Origin of the sequence: Pseudomonas pseudonitroreducens, assembly GCF_021603645.1 — a bacterium.
GTDB lineage: Bacteria > Pseudomonadota > Gammaproteobacteria > Pseudomonadales > Pseudomonadaceae > Pseudomonas > Pseudomonas pseudonitroreducens.
Map to the genome: position 1 here is coordinate 418194 of NZ_BQHJ01000003.1, position 23088 is coordinate 441281.

At 52.3% G+C, this 23088-nt stretch carries 19 protein-coding genes; 17 read left to right on the top strand and 2 right to left on the bottom strand.

Annotated features, from left to right (window positions below):
• The first annotated feature begins 111 nt into the window (after window positions 1-111).
• The 6 genes from L6D89_RS09825 to L6D89_RS09850 all read left to right on the top strand — a co-directional run bounded on the left by L6D89_RS09825 (window position 112) and on the right by L6D89_RS09850 (window position 7530).
• Window positions 112-1329: an argininosuccinate synthase gene (locus tag L6D89_RS09825; protein ID WP_054908855.1), complete on the top strand. Its 1218-nt coding sequence runs from the start codon at window positions 112-114 to the stop codon at window positions 1327-1329.
• A gap of 156 nt (window positions 1330-1485) precedes the next feature.
• Entirely contained in the window at window positions 1486-1857 is a 372-nt protein-coding gene (gloA, locus tag L6D89_RS09830) for a lactoylglutathione lyase (protein ID WP_236199509.1), read from the top strand.
• Between the two features lie 59 nt (window positions 1858-1916).
• The gene (locus L6D89_RS09835; RefSeq protein ID WP_236199510.1) at window positions 1917-3308 is read left to right on the top strand and encodes a hypothetical protein; all 1392 of its coding nucleotides are present in this window, start codon (window positions 1917-1919) and stop codon (window positions 3306-3308) included.
• Between the two features lie 247 nt (window positions 3309-3555).
• Window positions 3556-5214 (top strand): hypothetical protein, encoded by a 1659-nt coding sequence (locus L6D89_RS09840; protein WP_236199511.1) that lies wholly within the window; start codon window positions 3556-3558, stop codon window positions 5212-5214.
• Between the two features lies 1 nt (window position 5215).
• A complete protein-coding gene (locus L6D89_RS09845; RefSeq protein ID WP_236199512.1) occupies window positions 5216-7156 on the top strand; it encodes a hypothetical protein in 1941 nt (646 codons plus the stop codon).
• Complete coding sequence (locus L6D89_RS09850) at window positions 7156-7530, top strand: hypothetical protein (protein WP_236199513.1); 375 nt, start codon at window positions 7156-7158, stop codon at window positions 7528-7530. Before L6D89_RS09845 ends, L6D89_RS09850 begins: the two co-directional genes overlap by 1 nt.
• Here L6D89_RS09850 and gloA (L6D89_RS09855) read toward each other — a convergent pair.
• The gene (gloA, locus tag L6D89_RS09855; RefSeq protein WP_236199514.1) at window positions 7517-7897 is read right to left on the bottom strand and encodes a lactoylglutathione lyase; all 381 of its coding nucleotides are present in this window, start codon (window positions 7895-7897) and stop codon (window positions 7517-7519) included. The two genes, L6D89_RS09850 and gloA (L6D89_RS09855), sit on opposite strands and share 14 nt — an antisense overlap.
• A gap of 430 nt (window positions 7898-8327) precedes the next feature.
• Between gloA (L6D89_RS09855) and L6D89_RS09860 the strand changes: the two genes are divergently transcribed.
• From L6D89_RS09860 to L6D89_RS09875, 4 genes are all read left to right on the top strand, one after another.
• A complete protein-coding gene (locus tag L6D89_RS09860; protein ID WP_236199515.1) occupies window positions 8328-9623 on the top strand; it encodes an NADH:flavin oxidoreductase in 1296 nt (431 codons plus the stop codon).
• A gap of 170 nt (window positions 9624-9793) precedes the next feature.
• A complete protein-coding gene (locus L6D89_RS09865; RefSeq protein WP_236199516.1) occupies window positions 9794-10519 on the top strand; it encodes a hypothetical protein in 726 nt (241 codons plus the stop codon).
• Window positions 10520-10836: 317 nt separating this feature from the next.
• Window positions 10837-12105 carry a KAP family P-loop NTPase fold protein gene (locus tag L6D89_RS09870; protein WP_236199517.1) on the top strand — a complete coding sequence of 423 codons (1269 nt, stop codon included), beginning with the start codon at window positions 10837-10839 and terminating at the stop codon, window positions 12103-12105.
• Entirely contained in the window at window positions 12102-14915 is a 2814-nt protein-coding gene (locus tag L6D89_RS09875) for a hypothetical protein (protein WP_236199518.1), read from the top strand. The genes L6D89_RS09870 and L6D89_RS09875 overlap by 4 nt, the downstream gene beginning before the upstream one ends.
• A 366-nt stretch (window positions 14916-15281) precedes the next feature.
• On the opposite strand, the gene L6D89_RS09880 is transcribed toward L6D89_RS09875, so the two are convergent.
• Window positions 15282-15473, bottom strand: coding sequence for a DUF7740 domain-containing protein (locus tag L6D89_RS09880; RefSeq protein ID WP_236199519.1), 192 nt, complete (start codon window positions 15471-15473; stop codon window positions 15282-15284).
• Between the two features lie 683 nt (window positions 15474-16156).
• On the opposite strand from L6D89_RS09880, the gene L6D89_RS09885 reads away from it, so the two are divergent.
• The 7 genes from L6D89_RS09885 (at window position 16157) to L6D89_RS09915 (ending at window position 22689) form a co-directional block, all read left to right on the top strand.
• Window positions 16157-16990, top strand: coding sequence for a pentapeptide repeat-containing protein (locus tag L6D89_RS09885; RefSeq protein ID WP_236199520.1), 834 nt, complete (start codon window positions 16157-16159; stop codon window positions 16988-16990).
• A 150-nt stretch (window positions 16991-17140) separates the two neighbouring features.
• Window positions 17141-17362, top strand: a complete 222-nt coding sequence (locus L6D89_RS09890; RefSeq protein WP_236199521.1) for a hypothetical protein — start codon at window positions 17141-17143, stop codon at window positions 17360-17362.
• Window positions 17363-17587: 225 nt separating this feature from the next.
• Window positions 17588-18049, top strand: a complete 462-nt coding sequence (locus L6D89_RS09895; RefSeq protein ID WP_236199522.1) for a helix-turn-helix domain-containing protein — start codon at window positions 17588-17590, stop codon at window positions 18047-18049.
• A gap of 28 nt (window positions 18050-18077) precedes the next feature.
• Window positions 18078-18971 (top strand): hypothetical protein, encoded by an 894-nt coding sequence (locus tag L6D89_RS09900; RefSeq protein WP_236199523.1) that lies wholly within the window; start codon window positions 18078-18080, stop codon window positions 18969-18971.
• 1135 nt (window positions 18972-20106) lie between these two features.
• Entirely contained in the window at window positions 20107-20610 is a 504-nt protein-coding gene (locus L6D89_RS09905; RefSeq protein ID WP_236199524.1) for a TIR domain-containing protein, read from the top strand.
• A 39-nt stretch (window positions 20611-20649) separates the two neighbouring features.
• Complete coding sequence (locus tag L6D89_RS09910; RefSeq protein ID WP_236199525.1) at window positions 20650-22113, top strand: SIR2 family protein; 1464 nt, start codon at window positions 20650-20652, stop codon at window positions 22111-22113.
• Between the two features lie 24 nt (window positions 22114-22137).
• Window positions 22138-22689, top strand: a complete 552-nt coding sequence (locus tag L6D89_RS09915) for a toll/interleukin-1 receptor domain-containing protein (protein ID WP_236199526.1) — start codon at window positions 22138-22140, stop codon at window positions 22687-22689.
• The last annotated feature ends 399 nt before the right edge of the window (window positions 22690-23088 follow it).

Genomic DNA, 23088 nt, shown 5'->3' on the forward strand with positions numbered 1-23088 from the left:
GACGATAGTATCTGTCGCTTTGTCGTCAAAAGCTGTCGCCCCTCTGTAAATTATTCCGAGCGGACAGTAGAATCGATCCCTTTCGTGACAACCCCCGTGGAGTTGAGTGGCATGGCGGACGTGAAGAAGGTAGTCCTGGCGTATTCCGGTGGCCTGGACACCTCCGTAATTCTGAAGTGGCTGCAGGATACCTATAACTGCGAAGTAGTGACCTTTACCGCTGACCTGGGTCAGGGCGAGGAGGTCGAGCCGGCCCGCGCCAAGGCCAAGCAGATGGGCGTGAAAGAGATCTTCATCGAGGACCTGCGAGAAGAGTTCGTCCGCGACTTCGTCTTCCCGATGTTCCGTGCCAACACCGTCTACGAAGGCGAGTACCTGCTGGGTACTTCCATCGCTCGTCCGCTGATCGCCAAGCGCCTGATCGAGATCGCCAACGCCACCGGCGCTGACGCCATCTCCCATGGCGCCACCGGCAAGGGCAACGACCAGGTTCGCTTCGAGCTGGGCGCCTACGCGCTGAAGCCGGGCGTGAAGGTGATCGCTCCCTGGCGCGAGTGGGACCTGCTGTCCCGCGAGAAGCTGATGGACTACGCCGAAACCCACAACATCCCGATCGAGCGTCACGGCAAGAAGAAATCGCCGTACTCCATGGATGCCAACCTGCTGCACATCTCCTATGAAGGCGGCGTGCTGGAAGACACCTGGACCGAGCACGAAGAGGACATGTGGAAGTGGACCGTCTCCCCGGAGAAGGCCCCCGACACCGCCACCTACATCGAGCTGACCTACCGCAAGGGCGACATCGTTGCCATCGACGGCAAGGACATGAGCCCGGCGCAGGTCCTCACCGAACTGAACCGCATCGGCGGCGCCAACGGCATCGGCCGCCTGGACATCGTCGAGAACCGCTACGTCGGCATGAAGTCCCGTGGCTGCTACGAGACCCCCGGCGGCACCATCATGCTCAAGGCGCACCGCGCCATCGAGTCGATCACCCTGGACCGCGAAGTCGCTCACCTGAAGGACGAGCTGATGCCGCGCTACGCCAAGCTGATCTACACCGGCTACTGGTGGAGCCCGGAGCGCGAGATGCTCCAGCAGATGATCGATGCCTCCCAGGAACACGTGAACGGCGTCGTGCGCCTGAAGCTGTACAAGGGCAACGTCATCGTGGTTGGCCGCAAGTCCGACGATTCGCTGTTCGATGCCAACATCGCGACCTTCGAGGAAGACGGCGGCGCCTACAACCAGGCCGATGCTGCTGGCTTCATCAAGCTCAACGCGCTGCGCATGCGTATTGCCGCGAACAAGGGTCGCAAGCTGTTCTAAGCGACCTGTGCTAGGAGCGAGCCAGCTCGCGAAGCTTTTGCTTTTTGCGCGGTTCGCGAGCAAGCTCGCTCCTACAGAAAAACAACAATCCCCGGCCACGAGCCGGGGTTTGTGTTTATAAGCCCCGCACCGGGGCACCTGATGAGGAAAGAACCGATGAGACTGCTGCACACCATGCTGCGCGTCGGCGACATGGACAAATCCATCGCCTTCTACACCGAAGTCCTGGGCATGACCCTGCTGCGTCGCAAGGATTACCCGGACGGCCAGTTCACCCTGGCCTTCGTCGGCTATGGCAACGAGGACGACAACAGCGTCATCGAGCTGACCTACAACTGGGGCGTGGACCAGTACGAGCTGGGCACCGGCTACGGCCACATCGCCCTGGAAGTGGCCGACGTCTACAAGGCCTGCGAGGACATTCGCTCCCGTGGCGGCAAGATCACCCGCGAGCCGGGCCCGATGAAGCACGGCACCAGCATCCTGGCCTTTGTCGAAGACCCGGACGTACCCCAAAGTTTTCACTGATTTGACAGGATTTTAAAGTCAGCTAGAAGTGGACAGACAACCTTTATGAGGATTGTCCGATGCTTCGAGGCGTGGCTCGCTCGCTTTCAATTCGCAACTGTCGATTCACGATAGTCGCTCCTCCTGGCGGGGCTTCGGACCGCGTCCAGACCTCTCTTCTCTGCTACTTCACGTCTCCGCACTCCTGCTACTCAAGCTTTGGCCTACCTACTTCGGTCACTTTTCCTGTCGTTCTGAGTGGAGATGGGGGGCTTTGGCATGAAGCTAATTTCTATTTATTCAGTCGGTACAAAGACGGAATTATCGGAATAGAGACCTGTCGTGATATTTCGAAGGATCTTTCTCTATTTAAGCGATATCTAGAGGATGAAGAACTGAGCTTCACGTATTTTCCTGAGGAAAAACTGAGGAGGGTTACTTATAGGTATCGATCATCTCTTCTCAATAAAGTCAGATCCCGAGAGATAAGCTCTACTACAGCAAAACGTAGGATGGGGGCCGTTGTTTCATTTTACAGATGGTTAGGGGAGAATGGGGTATTCATTCCCGAAAATAAACCGTGGGTTGAGTCCGAGAGATATTTGATCGGAAGGGGGCGTGTTGGAAATAAGGTTCTCAGAAAGATCAAGGTGACCGATCTTTCTATAAAATCCCCCAAGCCTTTAGATACCGAAATTATATGCGATGGTGGGAAGCTAAAGCCCATATATCTGGATAGACAGATACATCTTTTAGAGGTCTTGGTGGAAGTTGGTAATCCGGAAATGCTTCTAGCTCACTGTATAGCGCTATTTACCGGTGCCAGAATACAAACAGTTCTAACGCTAAGGGCAGGGGTATTTACGGGGGAGTTTGAAGACAGGCGTCACTATCAGGTTTTTGCAGGGCCTGGAACAGGGGTCGATACCAAGTTCAATAAGAATATAACCCTTCTTTTCCCAGGTTGGTTAATGAGTAGGCTTGCGACTTATCGTGAAAGTCCGAGATGGGCGGGGAGAGCCGAAAAATTCAGGTTAAGAGAAAATAGAGAGTCAGACTATATTTTGATGACCAATCGCGGTGAGCCGTATTATTTGTCACGGCAAGATGTTACGAGTAGCCAGTCAAGATATAAGAGCGAGGGGCAGGCTGTTCGTCAGTTTATTTATGATCAAGTTATTCCTCGTCTCTCCAGAAATGGATCTGATGTCTGGAGGTATCAATTTCATGATCTTCGCGCTACCTGCGGAATGAATATTGTTGACGCGTTGATGCCGAAGGTTGAGCGGAATGATATTTCACTTTCCTATGTCCGGGAGTATGTAAGGACGAGGCTTTCACATGAAAGCTCTAGAACGACAGATCTTTATCTTAATTATAGGAGGCTGAATAATTTGGTTGCAGCTGCGCAGTTTGATTGGGAAGAGCATCTCAAAGATATTGCTGATAAAGGGCTATTCAATTTCCTGTGAGTTTCGGGAGGTGGGTATGCAGAGATTTTCTGAGAGGAGTACGGTAAGGCTAGATATAAAAGACTCTCAAAGTATTCAGGATAATAGTATCGAGAGGATAATAGTTAGCTTTAATGGAGGGGGTACCTCTATAGATATAGGGGCGTTCTGTTACAAAACTAGATCAAAGGAAGGCAGGCTCAAGGGCAAGCCGAAACTGGTAGATACATCGACTATTTGCCCTGTGCGATCCCGGAATTTGAGGCAAGTGGTTGAGCACTTTTCGAACAGAGTTATCAGTGGTTACCTTCGACCAACTACTGCTCAAGGCTATCTTAGAATTGTTGGCGAGTTTATGGATTTCTGTGATGAGAATTTTGAGTTAGTTGATTTTCAGGATGAAGTACTTCGTAAGAAAGCAGTGTTTTCTTATACGGATTTCCTAGAGGGCCTTACAAGAAGATCTCCCCATGCCAATAATTATTACTCAACAAAACAGGTGGTTCTTATCAATGAGCTTTCTGAGATGTGGTGTGACGATTCTGTTTGGTTTGGTGTTCGGCGTTTGCAATCTAATGCTGATTTAGATGCCCCTGTTCAGCCTCCGGATGATAGTAGGGTTTCGAAAAATATTGATATGTTTCGATGCCTCTTTAGTGGTTATTCTCATTTTGTTACATCCTTTGGCAAATTTCCATTTTTTTTAAAGCTTCCTAAGTATATTGGAGATGGGATGTATATATTCCCTACGAATCTGAAATTCGTGTCTCCTTTGGCAATAGATAGGTTTGAAAATTTAAAGAACACTGGCGGCGCAGTTGATTATAGGGCGGGGAGAATTCGAAGTTTGGATGAGTGTGAGTCGTTCTATAAGAATAGGGCCTCCGCATCTGTTTGTAGAAATAGTCTATTGAGATCACTTAGGCAGGCTAACGAGGACCCTCAATGCTCTCGTAGAAGAATGTTGGGCATACTTGCGCACAATGCGTTCTTTGTTCTTTTTCAAGCAAATACTGGAATGAATCTCTCAGGTGCTATGGAGTTGGAGTGGTGTGATGAATACACCGTAGAAACCTCGCGAAAGAAATTTCGCCTTATTAAATATCGAGCAAGTGGGCGTGAGCAGAGTTTTGAAGTGTCGGCAACATTTCTTCAGGCGTTTAAGGAGTTTCTTAAACTTAGGACTTATCTTTTGGCGGGGCAGGTGTGTAGTACTCTATTTTTTCGATGTTCCTTTTCTGATATCTCTTCCCCAGTTAAAGCTATGCGAATTGGATGTACTACTGAGTTATCAAAATGGGTGTTGAAGATTGATCCGGGATTTGAATTCGTAACTTCTCGCGAATGGCGTGCAGCGAAATCTGACTTTCTTTTGCAAAAATATAGTGTCGAAGTTGTTTCGCTGGCTCTTCAGAATAATGTTGATACCGTGGAAAAGCATTATGCTGAAGGGAGTGATCAGAGAGCTCGTGTTGAGTTGTCTGAGTATTACTCTAAACTTATGAATGCTGTTGTCCGCTCCAAAGACCACGCATTGACTAAGATTTCAACTGGAAGCTGTAGTGACTATGGTTCTCCCTCTGTATCAGACTCAACTGTAGCTGCGCCTGATTGCAAGACAGATCTTGGGTGCTTGTTCTGTGAGAAATTTAGGGTTCACGCTGATGTTGAAGATGTAAGGAAGTTGGTGAGTTGTCGCTATTTTATTAATAGGCTGTCTTACCTAAATCCTAGTTCTGATTCAGTCAGAGAGTTCTATGGTCCAGCGCTGGCGCGGATAAATTCTATTTTAGAGATAATCAGTTCCCATTCAGATGAGCTTAGTGGCGTTGTCTCTAATCTGGAGGAGTCTATAGCGGTGCAAGATGGATTAGATTCCTATTGGGAACTTCGAATATCATCTCTTATAGAGGTTGGAGTTCTTTAATATGAAGGGTGCTAAAAGGGGCGGAAATATACCTCTCAACGAAACTCATCTCGAACTGGGCGGTTTGATATGCACTGATCGAAAGCCTGTACGTGTCGTAAGTCGTGATGGGGACGGTGTGGTTCTGTCTGTTTTTGACGATGATGATTGGTATCTTCCTCGGTATGAGGGAGATCCAGAACAGACGGTCATGCGTTTTAAGTATTGGTATCCTGGTTTTACATGCGACAAGAGCCTAGATGAGCTGGTAAGGCAAACAAAAGAAATAGTTTGGCATATGCTGGAGGTGAAGCGTAATTCACTGTCGCCGCGTACTGTAGATCACTACTTTCATATGCTGGTTGATATGTGCAGATTCTCCGCGTTATATGGGTTAAGTATTTTTGAAATTCTATCTGAAGATGAAAAATGCCGTCTATTCATACATCACGTTTCAGATAGCTGGCAGCTAAGTTATCTCAGATCGCTGCTCTCTGCACTACAAGAGCCTGAGGCCTTATCCCTCCCCTTTAGGCCGGTCGGCCGAACCCTCATACAAGAGGCTAGTAGCCTTCTAAAGAAGTTTCCTGAATATAAGCAAACTCCCGTCATACCCACTCGAATTTTCTCCCAAGTAATATCCTATTTAATGGGGGAAATTAATATTTGTGAAGGCGTTGTGGATTCATTGGTTGAGGTTGTTAAGGAGCTCAGGGGTAAGAAACCTTCAAGTGCTGAGGAGTGGAAACGCCTTCGGTGGATGAGTAAAGCTGATTTTTCTGTAATCCTCGATAGGCTCGGTTTGAGTGATTTTTATGGTTCACGTGGGTATTCAATTGCTAGGAATACTTTTTATATTTTGACTGAGATGCTCTTTGTTTGTAAGTATGTTATTCATATTTTTTCTGGAATGCGTGATTCGGAAGTTAACTACCTACCATATGATTGCCTACGCTCGTATGTTGATGGCGGACTGCGGCATTACATGATTCACGGCTTCACGACAAAACGCTCTGGCGGTAAGCATAGAGAGTCGAGATGGGTCACCTCAATTGAGGGAGTCAAAGCCATAAGGTTGGCTCAAAAGATTTCAGAAGGGATTTACTCATGTATTGGGGTGGATGCAAATAGGACCTCTGGTTGTCGTCTTTTTGTAAGTCCAGGTGTGGTTAGGTTTTGGCCGAAAAGAGGCGATGAGGCAAAAGTTGTTGATTTTGATATATCGCGATTTACGAGGATAGTGGAGAGAATGTCTCTGACTATCGAGCAAGTGGATTGCGATGAGCTTATGAGGATCGACCCATTTCGCGATTGGGGCGAAAGTGGAATTGTTGTTGGCGGTTGCTGGAAGCTGAGAACACATCAGTTTAGACGTTCTTTGGCGTTGTACGCTTCTCGGTCTGGATTGGTCTCAATAACTTCCTTGCGTAGACAATTACAGCACATAACCGAGGAAATGACTCGGTACTATTCGGATGGCAGTTTTTTTGCGAGGAATATGCTTGAGTATGATAAGGATCATTTCTCTGTAGATTATATTGAAACGCTTCCTGAAGGAGAAGCGCTTTCATTTTTTGAGAATGTATTATCTAGCAAGGAAAAGCTGTTTGGTGGCGCGGGGTCTTGGATTGAGGCTCATAGTTCTAGTAGGAATAATGTTACATTTGAATCTAGATCTGAAACGATTGAGAAGTTTATTAAGGGCCTTCTTTCGTATAAAGAAACGCCGGTTGGTGGCTGTATGAAAAGTGGGGATTGCCAGCAGCGTTCATTTGGGCGGTGGGTATATTGTCTGGCGCATTGTTCGGACTCAGTTGTGAGTTTGAAGAAATTGGCTAAGCTAATCGAGGTTCAACGAAGGTTTGTTTCTGATCTCGCTGATGGTACTGTTTATAGAAGAACTGAGAGGTTTGTTCTTGATGAATATGAAAGGCTCTATAATCAGTTTTTGGAGAAGGCGTAATGAATGGATTGAGTGAGTATTTTGACGCGCTTGATCGATTGGTTTCGGGAGCCCCGGTTCGATTGGGGTCTGATGCCAAAATAAATAAAGATAATGTTGCATTAGAAGCTGGTCGAGGGCGGGGTAGTATTAAAAAATCGCGACCGGTTTTTGATGACTTAATTAAGGCAATCGAAAAGGCTGCCCAGGAGAGATTAGAGGAAAGTATTCCTCCTGATAGTAAAGTAAAGGAAGAGTTAGAGTTCTATAAGGGTGAGTATGAGAAAGCTTTGGCCAGAGAGTTGTCTTTAGTGGTGGAGGTTATTGAATTAAGGAGGCAGTTCGCAAAAGCCAATTCAGCCTCCTTAAAGTTGGTGAAATCTACTTCTGAATGAGTTCGATCTTATAGCCGTCAGGATCGGCGACAAAAGCAATCACGGTAGTGCCGTGCTTCATTGGGCCGGCTTCTCTCGTAACAACACCACCATTGTTTCGGATATCATCACATGCTTTGGCAGCATCTTTAACTTCAATTGCGATATGGCCATAGCCAGTACCAATTTCATAGCTATCGACACCCCAGTTATGGGTTAGTTCGATAACACTGCTGTCTTCTTCACTGCCATAGCCGACGAAGGCCAGGGTGAACATACCTTCAGGATAGTCCGACTTGCGCAGCAGGGTCATTCCCAAGATTCTGGTGTAAAAGTCCAGGGACTTATCGAGATCGCCTACGCGTAACATAGTATGAAGCAGTCGCATTATATTTCTCCTCACTTAGCTTTCTTCATTATACATGAATCTAATTTGGATAAGTCTTGTGGGATCACGGCTTGGGCGTGACTCGTGCTAGTAGACTGCCAGATATTCCTCACATTCCTTATGACATTTCGTCCCTTCCTCACGCTCATTCCCTAATCGCCGGCTTGAAAGAGAAATCGCAAAAGGCTTGATGAAACGATACGTACCGTATATATAATCGATGCCCTTCAGTGCTTGCTCCGCTTTCGGACGCGGAGGAACGCAAGCCGGTTGGGGGATAGGGAGCGAGAAGAGGCCCAGGAGGGCTGGCCCTGGGTGCGGTTTGGGATTGAGCTTTCCGCTTGGTCTCCACTTGGGACTCCCTCATACACAAGGCTCGGCTCTAGAGAGCCGATTTGGCGTCATTCCTTCACCGAGAGAAGCCACGAAAATGTCGAACCCAAGAGGTGCCGCTGCAGTGCTGGCAAGTCCGCTCCAAATTAATGGGGTCGAGATCAAGAACCGGATCATCCTGGGGCCTATGGCTGTATTAAGACCGCAAGAGGATGGTCGCCCCAGCGACCAAAGCATTGCGTTCCTGAGGCGCAGAGCCAAGGGAGGAGTAGGCCTCGTCATTGTTGGCGGGTCTGTCTGCAGTGAGCGGGCTTGGAACGAATCCCCCTTCGTGCCGGTACTTCGTTTCGACAAAGAGGATTTTCTTGAGGATCTGAAGCGGCTTACTGATGCCGTTCATGGGGATGGCGCACCTGTTTTTGCGCAACTCTTCCCAAGCTTTGGCCGCATGGGGGTGCCTCGCAATGGAAATTCGATCTCGGCGGCTAGCCCGAAGCCCGTGAGGATTGGTTCCGGTGGTTTACCTGACCATCTCTACATCCCTGGTGGACATGTTTCACCGACGCCAAACGAGGCTTCTGTGGAAGAAATCCAGGAGCTGCAAGCTAGCGTTGTAACTGCAGCGCTCCGCGTCAAAAGGGCGGGTTTCGACGGCGTCGAGATTGGAGCGCACATGTGCTACTTCTACTCGTCTTTCCTCTCGCCTCTGTCGAACCAACGCACCGATGAGTACGGTGGTACAGCCGAAAATCGCGCTCGTATCCTCCGCGACTTGGTTGCTGCAGTTCGTGCCGCGGTGGGACCATATTATCCCGTGGGCGTGCGCATGAGCGTGAATGACCATGTGCCAGGTGGCCAAGGGCCAGAGGGCTTCGCGGAGGTGGCCGCTCACATTGCGAAGGCGGGTCTCGATTTCGTCTCACTCAGCGAGGGGAATTACGAGTCGATGCGCGATAACGTCCCCAGCACGTCTGGAAACATGCTTGAGCACGGTGAGCCGCAGGCATTTCGTAAAGCGCTGGGTAGCGAAGTGCGGTTGTTCTTATCAAGCACACCTAGGCCGTTTCAAGCGGCTGCAGCCATCGTGGCCGGCCACGCTGATGCCACCATGCTGGCTCGGCAGATGCTCGCTGATCCTGATTACGCTGTGAAGGTTATTGAAGGGAGAGACAGTGAGATCGTCTGGTGCGACCACAGCAACTCCTGCCTGCGCCGCCTGATCCTCAATGCCCCTGTCGCTTGCCACAAGAACCCTGAGATGGGGCGCGAAGATCCAAACGCACTGCTCGCTACCACTGGCCAGAACCTGGCTGTATGGGCGGCGGGGAATAGGTTGCTAATGGGGGTTGCTGACAAAATCGCGCGAGTCATCAAGAGTCGCACTGCGAATTGAGTTCCTACTCCTATTCATCTTCAGTGGGCGGCCAATGACGATCAGGGCGAGATACTAGCTCTGAAGTTTTCGCCTCGCACTGAGCGTTGCTGGCCTGTCCTGACCTGCTGGGCTATCGCTGCCTCCTGGCTCGGGCTATTTTCGTGGATCACGGACGGGAGGGGATAGGGATGTTCTGGAAAAGAGAAAGGACGGTGCGGGTTGAGTTTCTCAGTCCGCCTGTCATGGTTACTGCGACCGCGCCGCTAAGCGCGGCTGAATCGAAGCCGGTGAGTCACGGGCTGCTCAGCCTTGAGCAGCTTCTTAAGCTTGCAACGATCATGATTGCGGTCGTGAATACCGCCCTGGTTGTGCTGGGTTACATGCGCTATGTCGGGGTGCTACAGCAATATGGCATTAGCAGAACAGAAGTGGCTTTCACGCTCTCTGATTTGCTCTCCTTCGGGTACGTCGGCTTTCTAAATATGACGTTCTCGGGTCAGGTCGCGGTGGCTGCGGTCAGCACTGCCATTTGCCTGCCAGTGATGGCCGTGGTGATTCGACTCAAGAGGAGCATGCATCAGCTGCTGCAGTTCCTGCTTGTCTGGTGCATTTCGACAGGGCTCTTTTTCCTGGTAACCGCCCCTTACTGGGTTGGCTATAACCCAGGAAAGGAGGCCGCGCTACGGATGGCTGCCAAGTCGCTAAAGATCGTGGAGGAAGAACTCCAGGGGCTGTCGATTGAGCAAGAGGTCAGCACGGATTCGGGGTCATTGACGGGGACCATTCTCCTGGCGATGCCTGAAATTACGTACCTGCTCAAAGAGGATGTGCTCTACAAAATTCGCGCTTCTGATGGCCATATCCTGCGGAAGACGCATCTCAAGCCGACCCTGAAATCGACTACCGCCGAGTAGAGGTGAAGTGGCTGCAGGTCTGGTCGCCTATACGGGAAAAAATATGCGAAAAAAAATGTGAATGAATTTGCGGGAAAACAGCTTCAGACCCCCGAGATAGAGGTGCTCGTTATTGCGGCGAAATGTGCATTTTCGTCTCTGTGATTTTGCTACTCATCCAGCTCAGTTTGCCCTGCGGGGGAGACTGGTCTCTTTGCAGATGCTGATGCAGCAGTTGGCCGTTTGGCACGCCAGCGCGGTCTCGACTGGTCACCGGTGAGCGAGCGAAGTAATCTCACCCTAAGTAGCCAATTGCTACTCAGATTAGGGATGATCGAATGCAAGACTTTCGTCGCATTATGCCGGCGGTTCTGGATCGTCATATCGAGACTGAAGACCAGGACGCTTTCGGGCATCGGCACTACGCTCAAGCGCTACGTTGTTTGATTGAGGATGAAGGCCATAGACCCCCCTTTAGCATTGGTCTGCTAGGAGGCTGGGGAACGGGCAAAAGCTCAGTCAAAGAGCTCTACACGCGAGCGCTGGCGGACGACACCGCGAAGGAGGGGAAACAGCACCCTCGCAGCAAGCGGTTCAAAAGCATCACCTTTAATGCTTGGCGCTTCGGCGGTAAAGAGCAGGACATCAAACGGGCTTTGCTTCGCCATGTCTTTCTCGAGCTAGGCGGCGACGAAGGGAAGCTCCAGGATGATCTCTACCGGAACGTGACGCACACGCAGTCAGTTGCCAAGCCTGTCTGCGAGCTCATCAAGCAGCATCTCATCAGCTGGGCCGCGCCGGCACCAGCCTTTCTGATTGCCTTCTTCACTTACCTCTTTGTCGTTTGCATAGGTTTGGTTTGGCTGCCTCTTGAAAACGGGGTTGTTCAAGCCTTTTTTGTTATGGCCGTAACGGGGATTTATGGCTACCTCGTGAAGGTCATGAAACCTTCATCCGTTAGCCCATTCAGCACCATTACTAGGGTGCATCTCCCCAGTGTGTCCGCGGAGCAGTATGAAGAGCTGCTCCTTCAGCAACTTCGTAAGTTCAAGCCCGCCAGAGGTAACGCAGTACCCTACGAGCGGCTTGTCATTTTCGTTGATGACCTTGATCGGCTTTCCGCAGAGGAGATGGTCCTAGGGCTGGATGCTGTACGCACGTTTATGGAGATTCCCGCTGACAAGCTTCCCGAAAATTTAGGGCTGGTCTTCGTCATCTCTTGTGATGAAGGGAAGGTTGCTGATGCCCTTTCCCGTCGGCGCGGTAACCCGGAGCAACCCGGCTCGATTTTCAATCCAACTGATGCCCGGCGTTATCTCGACCGCATTTTTCAGTTCAGGTTAGAGATCCCGCCACCGCCGCGTAATGACATGCGGCAGTTTGCGCTCTCGAAGCTAAAAGCTTTCCCAGATCTCGTGAGTGAGATCGCTGAAAAGGGAGCATCGGTCGAACAGGTGGTTGACCGTATGATCCACACGAACGTCACCGACCCTCGCAACGCTCTTCAGATCGTCAACGCTTTCACCCAGACTTGGTGGTTGGCCCGAGCGCGGGAGCAGGATGCGATTGGAAGTGATCGCCCGGGGGGCTTCACGAGGGGGCGGTGACGAACCACCCGATTCCACTAGGCGCCCTCAGCGCCGCGCGAGTGAGCTTCCCAGGTTTCTACGGCGATCTCCAGGACGACCCGCAGCTCCTTCTCCGATTGACCGGCTTGATGGTCAGAAACACTCCGCTCAAAGACGAGCCGCTTGAGTCCCGCCATATCCTTAAGCGCTACGTTGAGGAAGATGCGGAGGGTAAAACCATCCTTGTAGAGGGGCATCGGGAGCTGCGCCAGTTCCTAGCAAGCTTGGTTGGCATCCACTGGCCGGATTCCCTTCAAAGCTTGATTCTCCTATCCGAAGATTTCGCGACTCGCCAATACGGCGGCCAGGCTTCGCGAATTTACGGGTACTTGGTCTCTGGAGATACCCAAGGGTTCCTGGAGGCTCTTTCGCCGCGAGCCAACGACTTCCTGAGCGATCAGGAGGCGCAACTGCTTCACGGCATGCTTAGCGAGCTCCATCGCACGGAGGAGGCACTCAAATTCAACGCAATGCGCGTTGTTGCGGATGTGATTGGCAGACTACCGCCGCGCACCCGTACCTTGATTCTTGGCATTCTTTGCAATGACATTGTCACCTCACCGGATCTTCGCTCTCTCCTCGGCATCGAGAAGATTGCGCGAATTACCGCTGTTGCTGGTCCGACCGATCAGCAAGACATTGCTTCCGTACTCGTTGAGGAGTTGCTTGTAAGCGGTCGGAAGGCCTCGATGCGTCTGCCCAGTGGCCAGGCTCCAAACCTTGATGAAGCTGTTGAAATGGCCAAAGGGGCGGCAGGCATTGTCCTATCAGTGTTTGCTGCTCATGGGTTGCCTGCTCAAGCGAAAGAGCACCTCACCGATTGGGTCTGTGATCGCACCGTTTCGGTTGATGCCGGTGCCGTCAAATTAGGCTTCATTGAGCTGCAGCACTGGATGGGCAGCTACGAAGCGACACTGCTGCCTGAGATCGGGCCCCGCTATATCGAACAACTGACGACCGAACTTCGCCGTTTCGAGAAGAAAACAGAAGGCTTCGAGCCGCTTGACTCATTGGACATGCAACTGACAGCCGCGCGACTCAACACTGTGTGGGCGCGTTTGGCCAGCGAGGGTGAAGAAAGTAGGTCGATGCTGTGGGATCAGGTGGCCAATCTCGCTGAGACGCTCGCGCCAGAAGTGACAGGAAGCGTTATGGATGCCCTTGAGCGGTATGCACCATATGCTCAGGATGAGCAGTTGCTGGAGTGCCTCACTAGGTTCAGTCGTCGAGTGTCAGGCTTTGAAAAATCACCGCTCGATTACGAGCGGGCGTTCCGGTTGCTTATCGACAAAGGCGCTGAACGTCTCGTCCATTTCAACGATGAGTACTTTGCCGATTACGCGAACCTTTCGATTGAGTTGGCTCGTATCGACAGCTGCGAGAACGACGCAGCCGAGGTCTTCCGAATCTTTGTCGTTCATAACGTGCGGGCCCTCAGTGCGGTAGCCAGATCTTGGATCGGTGAGCCGCTCATCGATGTTCCGAGTGTGTGCCGCAGGCAGTTGTTTGCTGAGTATGGAGACTTGCCAGAAGAGGATCAGGAGGCATTGGCGGATAGCCTAACGAACCTGACGGATAGCTCGGAACTCGACGAAGACGATGGGGCTGTTTACCTCGATGCTGCGGAGTGTATTCCGGCTGAGTCTTGGGGCGATGGCTATCTACAACCACATCTTGATCAATTGTTGCCGAAGCTCAGTGCCAAGGTTGGCAACTGGGAGAAGTACCTTTCCCAGATCTTGCCTGGGCTGTCTCAAATCATTGTGCATACTAGCCCAGGCGTTCTTGGGCCCGCTCTGCAGGCGCTTTTCAGTGGAGCTAGATCGTACAAAGAGACGTTCGATCCACTGCACGGCCACTTTGTTGGCCGCTGGCCATCGGTTCAGCAACTCCCCCATGGATATGCACCTCAGACCTTATTTGCAGAGGCCATGCAGACTGCCACCTCATCACCTGGGTTCGTAGGTCGGAATGCTCTCGCGTCCATGAAGAGCATGTTGGTCGATGAGGTTGTGCCCGAAACGTTGGCCATCAACCTCGTCGAAACGGCGTGCGTGGTCTGGAGGCAGCGACCTGCAGAGGCCGTCGATCTCCTGAGCACGGGGAAGGAGGATCTGTCCGCTGCTCAGGTTGCTGATTTGGCTGACACCATTGACTTCAATGACGATGAGGAGGTTGGGCTGCTGGGACGGGTGTGGGAAGCAATCGCTCCAAACCAGTCCGTTTCCAATGATCTGGACGTGACAAAGGCGTTATTGGTCAAGGGGAAACGTGGAACCATTAGTGATCCCGACCTCGCATTCGCAATGTGGTGCATCGCACTGGGGCACGAAGCGCATAGCAATCTCCGGAAGCTGCTGTTGGACGCTGGGACCAACGATGAGCAGCGCACACGCCTGTTCAGTCAGATCACGCGTAACAGAGGTTTCCAGGACGACGGGGAGCTAAGGGAGATTCCTGCATTGGCCTTGAAGCTGTTCAAAACAGGCGATTCGCCGCTTGCCTGGGGGGCCGTTAAGTCCCTACGTCCGGAAATTGATAAGACCTTCCAGACGCAGGAGGAGCGGTTGGGGCTCGCGCGGTTGTTGCTCAATGAGTTGCAAGGTGGTGCTTCTGAAACCGCAAAGGGGTACATGGCGGAGTGGGCTAAATCCTTGGGAACCGAGGCCGTGTTGAAGGACGTGGATCCCGTTAGGTTGTCTGAGCGCGAGCTCGATATCATCAATAATGTGTTTGGAAATAGCCGCTCAATGTCCGGTCTGCGGCGACGTTGGGATCGCCGCCAATAGTTGGGCAGAGCAAAAGATACCAGAAGAGGCCGAGGGCAAAGGTCGCTAATCCACAGGGGCAATCAAAAGGGCCTTCTGGTTACGTGCATCCCCAACATCCGTAGTTACAGGGTAGGACCCAATTCTTTTTGGACTACGAATTGGAGATCGAGTAAAGTTCCGCCAAGAGTGTGCATGAGCCTCCCCGCTCTATAAATCCAGATGAGGTCCGCGTAGCACCTACTGCGGTCAGCTCGTAAAGGGCAAAAAGCAGGATGATCAGGCAGCGGCTGGTCCCTTTCTCGCAGTACGCCTTTGTATCGTCGAAACCCCGCAAGTGCGGGGTTTTTGCGTATCTAACCCGCGCTGTCCATTGGGGCTCGTAGCTCAATCAAGGTTATGAGCAATATGCAGGACAAGCTTCAGGGGCTCGGAGCTCGCCGCAATGCTAAAGAGAATGTCGCGCTTGCTGCGAGGTAGTTGCTTAGCGCAGCGTTTCGCAGTGGCCTTGATAGCACTGTCGGTGCCATGGATTTTTGCTGCGAGCAGAAGTGCAAGGACGGCATCCTGAAGGTTCACTTTGAAACGAGCTCCATGGGGGACCTATAACGATTTCTTTGTCAGGTGGAGGTCTCAAGTCTGAAGCACCCTGACCAATTTCCCAAGCGACGTCGCAATCGCTTTTTGTCTTGATACGTTGGCTGTGGCCATGAGGTTTTTGATGCGATCAGACGACCTGGAACGCCAGATGCGTGAGGCCCTGGGTATCCAGCCTAGGAAAGAAAAAAGGACAATTGAAGCTAGTAATCCGATGCGAGGGTACCTGATTGTCTTAAGCGTTCGTCGACAGGAAGGGCCCGCATTTCGGTATGAGTTCCGCTCGCGCTCACTGAGCAGAACCGAAGCAATCCTTGAGGCGGAGAAAAGCGCTCGAGCAGATGGCTACAGACCTTGGGCGTTGTTGGATGTCATCGATGCTTAGCAACAAGAGCTGGGTGAAAGCCCTCCATCGGGATGAGTTCCGATCCATGTACTTGGTTGGAGTTATTAGATGGGCTGGGATCTACTAGCAACCCCGGCTAACTGAAGCGCGCATCACGGTTGACCTCCATCCACAAATTTATGATATTTACGGGGCGCCGTGACGGTGGCGAATAAACCCTAGTTGAGTGAAGCATCCTGCCCGTCTCTGCATTGTCTTGTAGCCTTTCTTTGGATGGCCTGCGAGCACTAGGGTCCGAACAGGCCATGAGAGAATGGCCATGAGCAACCTTCCTGATACTCCTTCTTTTTCTGCTTTCAAAGCAGAAGCTAAACGTCTGCACAGGAGCGCGCGAGAGGCCTGTCCCCAGGCGCTCGAATTGCTAGAAAAGTATAATTTTGGGCACATGGCTCGCGACGAAACGCCTTCTGCCGTCAAGCTGCACCATTGCCAGCGTGCGCTTGCGGCCAGTTACGGCTCCGACTTCCAGACGTTGCAACTTGATGATCAACTGATCTCCAAGTACATCGCTCATTGCTACAGTCGCGGTTACTGGAGCGTTCCTTACTCGTGCACTTTCAATCGGCCGAGATTCGCACTGCAGCTTGAAGCACTGCTTGAAGCGTTCAGCGAAAAGGTCTCTCTGACCGAGGCTGCCTTGAGAAGAGATGTCGACTTCGCAGGCTTCCACTTCAGCGATCTGCTCTTCTCTCGCATCTCCACCGAGCTGGACTTGGATGGGCCACCCGACCTTGTTGGGATTCGCGCGCCGGGAGCCCTATTTGAGCAAGGTTGGCTGTCTGATGTAGAGAGCCTGAAGGGGGCCGACCTGCGAGGCGCTAAGTTCTACTCCGTCACTGTTGACCCAGTCATCCTTCCAGGAGCGAATTGCTACCAAGCGGACTTCTCCGGCGCCGATCTGCGGGGTGCTGATTTTCGGCGCTCATACCTTCGCGGATGTGTGTTCAAGAAAGCGAAGCTTGATGGAGCGGATTTTAGAAACGCTGTCCTGTACGAATGCAATTTCACCGGTTCGACAGGTGAGTACCGCGCTGGGCGCGTGGATTCCAGTGACTGGGCCGTGCGTCCCTTGGGTAGGTACAAAGTTAGCTAGAGATAGCCTGCTTTGGGGCTGATGGCGATTAATGCCAAAAGCCCTCAATACCAAGGGATCCTTCTGAGACGAGGGTTCGCGTATTGCGCTGAGTCTTTCGCAATTGCGAGGCATACGTTGCTTACGTGCCACGTCGCGAGCGAGGGGCCGATGGCTCAATCCGTCCTTAAGTGCAGCGGGATTCCTAACCCTGATTCGACCTCCGACTGGATGGGTTTAAGGAGCGCGGTTTTGAATAGCAAGGTGATGAAAGAGTTGAGGGAGATGGCGTTTCGGCTGCCCGCGTGGCGGTTTCTGCTGCTGAGCATGATTGCCCTGCTGGTTGCCGCTGGGTACCTGGCGGGTAACGTGCCGTGGGACAAGGTTTTGTGAGCGTCCACTTCACCAGGTTGGCGCAGGAGAGGGCTGTCGATCCTACTGCGCCTGCTCAGAGGAGATTTGCAAAGATGATGACTGCCAAGTTTTTGTCAACGGGCTTGTGCCCCTCACAACTAGCTTTGCAGCAGTTTAACCTGCTGTTGAGGTTTCTGATTATTTCGAATAAAAAGCAACGTTTGGGAGGCAGATTGTCGCCCGCGGACGTCGAGGGAGACATCCATGCCTAGAGCTGCGGTTATCCCTACAGCTTTACCTACGGAGACGGAGATTGCTGCGGCTACAGGCGCGCTTCGTGTCTTGGAGCCACTGCTCTTGGCACAGAATGACCTGGACGTGCAGCTGGTTTGCTCTATTGGCGATAGCCAGCCTATCTCGGTGCCAACGCTGGCTCTGCGCTTGCTTGTGGATGTGGTGAATGAGATCGCCTCGGGCAACGCGGTTAAGGTCGTTCCCATCCATGCTGAATTGACGACTCAGGAGGGAGCAGATCTGCTCAATGTATCTAGGCCGCATCTGGTGAAGCTGTTAGAGGATGGTGTAATTCCTCACACGAAAACAGGCAGCCATCGGCGTTTGAAGCTCGCTGACGTGGTTGCTTACAAGCAAGGAAGGGAAAGGTTGAGCAGTGTTGCTCTGGACCAGCTTACTGAGCAGGCGCAGGCGTTAGGTATAGGGTACTGATGAACCTATCTACCGAGGCCATATTGCAGTGAATGTCGATCCGCTTCACTTCCCTCGGGCTGACCTTGCTGCTCAGATGGTCTTCATTTTTGAGCATCGTCTTCAGCCTGCTCTGACTCTTTTCGCTCCGGAGCAGAAGGGAAAAACAACTTTCCTTCAGCAAGATTTCATTCCCCTAGCGAGACAGTACGGCTTCTTGGTGGCCGTGGTGGACCTGCTGGCCTACCCGGATAGCCCCGAGCGGGCTATCGCAACGGCTATCCAAGAAACTGTTCGCGGTGCGCAGAGCCAGAGTCCACACTTGGTGCTGGTAAATGGCTTGGACCTCTTGGTGAGAAGGGTTAGGGCTCACGTGGGGGCTTATCGCGGCCAGGCTTCGTTAGCGTCTGGTGAAACCCGTGACATCAAGGTGCTGCTCGAGCAGTTCAATCAGGCGGCAATGGGTAGAGCTGTGTTAATTATCGAGGCGGCTGAACACCTGGCCACTCGGGGAGTCTTCGAGAATTTCACGGCTAAATTGAGATCGCTCCTGCAGGCGCCGGACACTGGAGTTCGCGTCGTATTCACCGGGGCATCGCAGCGAGGACAAGCAGAGCTGTTTCGGCGCCATGATGCACCCTTCTACCAGTACGGCTTTGGCATGGATTTCCCAAACTTTGGTAAAGAATTCGCTAGCCAGTTCGGAGACAGATTCAAGGAGGCCACTGGGAAAGACTGGGATGTCGACTTGGCCCACCGTCTCTTTGTGAGGCACGGAGAAATGCCTGGATTCTTGAGAGCTCTCTACGAAGTTTCACTCTCTAAGGGCTTAGGTGTGAAGGAGGCTGCTGAAGTCGTACAGTCAACCGCATTACCGAATCCTCAGACGACTCTCTGCTTCCGACTGAAAGCAGACGGTAGTAACGCTAGTTCAAAGACATAGCTCTTCGCTGCTGCGTAATTGCATCGCACTTGACCACCCAATTGCATTGCCGCTGACCAGTCAATCGCATTCGTGCTGACCACCGTTTGCATCCGAATTGACTTGTCACGCCGAAGAGGCGACCGGCAGAGAATTGAATCGGCCACTTGCGGACCTTTACGCGGAGCCGCTCTGGAAAAAGAGCAGCGCTTTCCGGTCAGAAAAAACAAACCCCCTGGTGCGCAGTACGGGAAGCTCCCGCCCGAGGCGTGGGGGTTATGGTCTGTCTGCATGATGCCACAGCTGGATTCACATTCAAATGGAACCAGCGCAGCACTTTGCCGGATTTTCCGTTAATGGCTTGCTGACCTAGGTGAGAGGCAGCTACCGACCCAAAGCTGTCGTCCGCAAAATGCGGCTATCGGCCAAATCAGTTGCTCCAGGGCGGAAGCAAAACCCTTTTGAGGCGTATCTTCAAACCAGCCGAGATACCCAAGCACGGCCGAACTCCTGGAGTTTGGATTGCTCAATCCAGGCGAGGGTCTTTCGAATGCTCAGTGGGGTTAACCCGGTGGGGGACAGCCTCACACGGCCCTCTTTGTCGGGATAGCTGCACGACAGGCAGGCCCAAGAAAACCCGCCGGGTTTCCACCAAACGGTGCTTCCGGCGCGCGCTTCGCCCAGGAAGCTAGCCACCTGTAACGCACACTGGTGCGGGACTTTCAATTGCCAATTGCCAGACGTGCTGATCTCGATAGAAAGCAGATAACCACCTGGGGCGCTTTGCACGCACATGTAGGTAGGGAACCACTTTCCTGCACTGCACGCAGTGACCAAAGCGGGTGACGTTTCCATCCGCACCTCCATCCGTAGTGGTCATTGCAGCTTAGCGGGGCGGCGCGAGCGGCCAATCCTTAAATTCCGACTAATGAGAACGACACGCGTGGCCTCATCTGCGAGTTTCTGATGGGCAGCTACCGACCCATTGCGGCCGTTCGAAAGGGGCAGAAGTCGGCCAAAAGCGGCCACTAGCGACCATCAAAAGTGGCTACAGAGCTAGGAGCAAATCAACCTGTGGATTCGCTCTTTCCAATCAGTTAGGTTTGATCGTATCGAACCCCCTCAAAGTCGTCCGCACCCAAGCAGGAGCTATGCAATGGCAAGGAATGTTTTCTTCAGTTTCCACTTCAAGAATGATTTTTGGCGCACCCAGCAAGTTCGAAACATCGGTGCCTTGGATGGTCAGAAACTCTATACGCCGAACGATTGGGAAGAGGTCAAAAAAAAGGGTAATCCAGCAATTGAAAAGTGGATTGATGACAGCCTGGTAGGGAAGACCTGTGTAGTCGTACTGGTGGGCTCCGAGACCGCAAGCCGACCGTGGGTGGTTAACGAAATCATCAAGGGTTGGAACGCGGGCAAAGGCGTCGTGGGCATTCGCATCAACAAGCTTCTAGATGCAAATGGAAACTCTTCGGTAGCAGGCTCCAACCCTTTCGATCTGGTCACACTGAAGAACGGTACGGTGAGCCTTTCGAACTATGCCAGGCTGATCACCCCCGTAGGGGCCGACAGCAAAGCGGTCTACGCATCGATCCAGGAGAACATTGAGCAATGGATTGAGGATGCCATTGCAGTCCGGAAAAACTACAAGCCGTGAGGTCTGGATCAATCTCCGCACATTTGATGAGTGCTGACCATGACTAAAGCGGCTTTGAACCGATTCCTCAATGAGTACCCTGATGCGCTGAACGATGGCGTGGGGGCGATTTTCGTTGGTGCCGGCGTCTCGATGGCGGCGGGTTACCCTTCCTGGGCAGAGCTGCTCAGTGACATCGCTGTAGAGCTTGAGGTTGACTCGAAGAACGTCCACGACCTGGCGGCGCTGGCTCAATGGAGCATCCTGGAAAACGGTGGTGCCACACGTGTCCGCAATGTCATCAAGAACGAGATAGGCCCTGACAAACCTATCCCGGAGACAGTTGAGATCATCTCGCGGCTACCGGTCAGACATATCTGGACGACCAACTATGACCGCTTGATAGAGCGTGCGTTTGAATCCATTAGTCGCCCGCTCAACCCGATATCCAGCCCTAAAGATCTTGCCCTTAGGGTGACGCCTGGCGCAGTGCTGCTCTACAAGATGCATGGCTCTGTAGATCGCCTCGACGACGTCGTCATCTCCACGGACGACTACGAACTGTTTCGCTCAAAACGAGGCCAGTATCTGCCGCTGTTTCAAGCGCACCTGACCAGTATGTCCATGCTGTTCATCGGCATCAGCTTCACCGACCCCAATGTTCGGCATGTCCTATCGCTGATCAGAGAAAGCTTCACCGATGCGCCGCCTGAGCACTTTGCCATCGTGCGTGCACCGCAGAAGTCCGACTTCAAGACTGAAGGGGAATTCGCAGCGCGCAATGCCCAGCACAAGCTGTGGGCGAAAGATTTGAAGCGCTATGGCTTGTTGGCGGTAGAGGTCAACGACTATGCCGAGATCCCGGCGCTTCTGCGTCAGATCGGAAAGCGAGTCGCTTCGCGCAGAATCTGGGTGAGTGGTAGCTGGCCTCTTGAGCGGGGAGGTTCGGAGTCAGCCGACATCCATGCGCTGGCTGAAGACATTGGCCGGCGTATTGGTGAGACAGGTCGCCACCTGGTGACTGGTGCAGGCCTGCTGGTTGGATCGGCGTCACTGTCGGGGTTCTTGGGAGCCCTTCGGCAAGGTGGCGGATGGGATCTGGAGCGACGGCTAATCGCCAGACCATTTCCTCAACCCCTGGCGGGAGCCCAGCCCAACAACGAAGAATGGGCTGCGCTGCGGCAGGAGCTTGCTCGACAAGCTGGTATCGCCATTTTCATTGGCGGTGCGAAGCTGGCCGGCGACAAGTTGGAGGTCGCTCAAGGAGTGGAGCAAGAGTTTGAAGTTGCCAAGGCGGCAGGAGTATTTCTGCTCCCGGTAGGGGCGTCTGGTGGCGCTGCGAAGAAAATCAGTGACCTGCTGCTGGGATCAGAGCTCTCCTCATCTGGTCAGGACGCTGTAAGGCCCACGGATAAAGAACTGAAAGTACTTTCTGCTCCAGGGCTCCTGGATAGCAAAGAAGGGCGGCGCAAGCTCGTTTCCCAGGTGTTTGAGATCATTGATCGAATAGCTCGTGCTACCTGAGTGCTCCCAAGTAGGAAGGATTCGATGGCAAGGAACGTTACCAAAGCTGAACTTCGAGCTTTTACAGCAAACAGATCGCAGAGTGACCGCGAGAAGCTTCTGAAATCCAATGCATCAAGCAGTGGCACAAGCACATTCCTATCGCACTCCAGCAAAGATCACGAGCTGTTGGAGGGAGCGATGGAAGTGCTTCACAACCACGGCGCACGGGTCTATATCGATGAAATTGACCCTGAAATGCCGCCCTACACCTCAGCAGAAACTGCTGCCTTACTTAAGCAGCGCATTAGTCAAACAAGGCGCTTTGTTCTGCTGACGACCGAGAACAGCAAAGACAGTCGGTGGGTCCCCTGGGAGTTGGGCATTGCGGATGGCGAAAAGGGCTTGTTGAACATTGCGCTCTTTCCAGCATCCGACAGCACCTACGATGACAATTGGACGAGTTGGGAGTATCTCGGCTTGTACCATCGAATCGTCTGGGGAAAGCTTTCAGGGTACGAAAATGAGCTGTGGATGGTGCTTGATGCCAAAGCAAATACAGCCGTAACGTTGAGAAAATGGCTTACGGGATGCTGAATCTTGGTGGCCTATAGATGGCTATCGACACCCACGTCGCCGCAAAGCGCTTCAGAGCTTTAACGCCAACCAACTATGGATGCATATGCCTTGTGAACAGCAGAGGCCTCAATGAGTGGTTCAATGTTCACTTTTGGCCAAAAACTGAATTTTGATAAGGGTCGATAACAGCCAGAGTCAGATGCTTATCCCCGCAGCGATTAGATCACTATGGCCGATAAAAAGATTAAAAACTATCTCTTCGCTCTGGGTGTTTATTTATTTTCTTTCGCTCGAACAACTTATACACTAGGTTGGTATCCGTATAGATACTTACCTTTTCAATCGGCGGGTAAATTTCATGACAATTGTATGTGCATGGGTTAGAGCGTCTAAGAGAGGGGCTGAGGAGCTCATTGT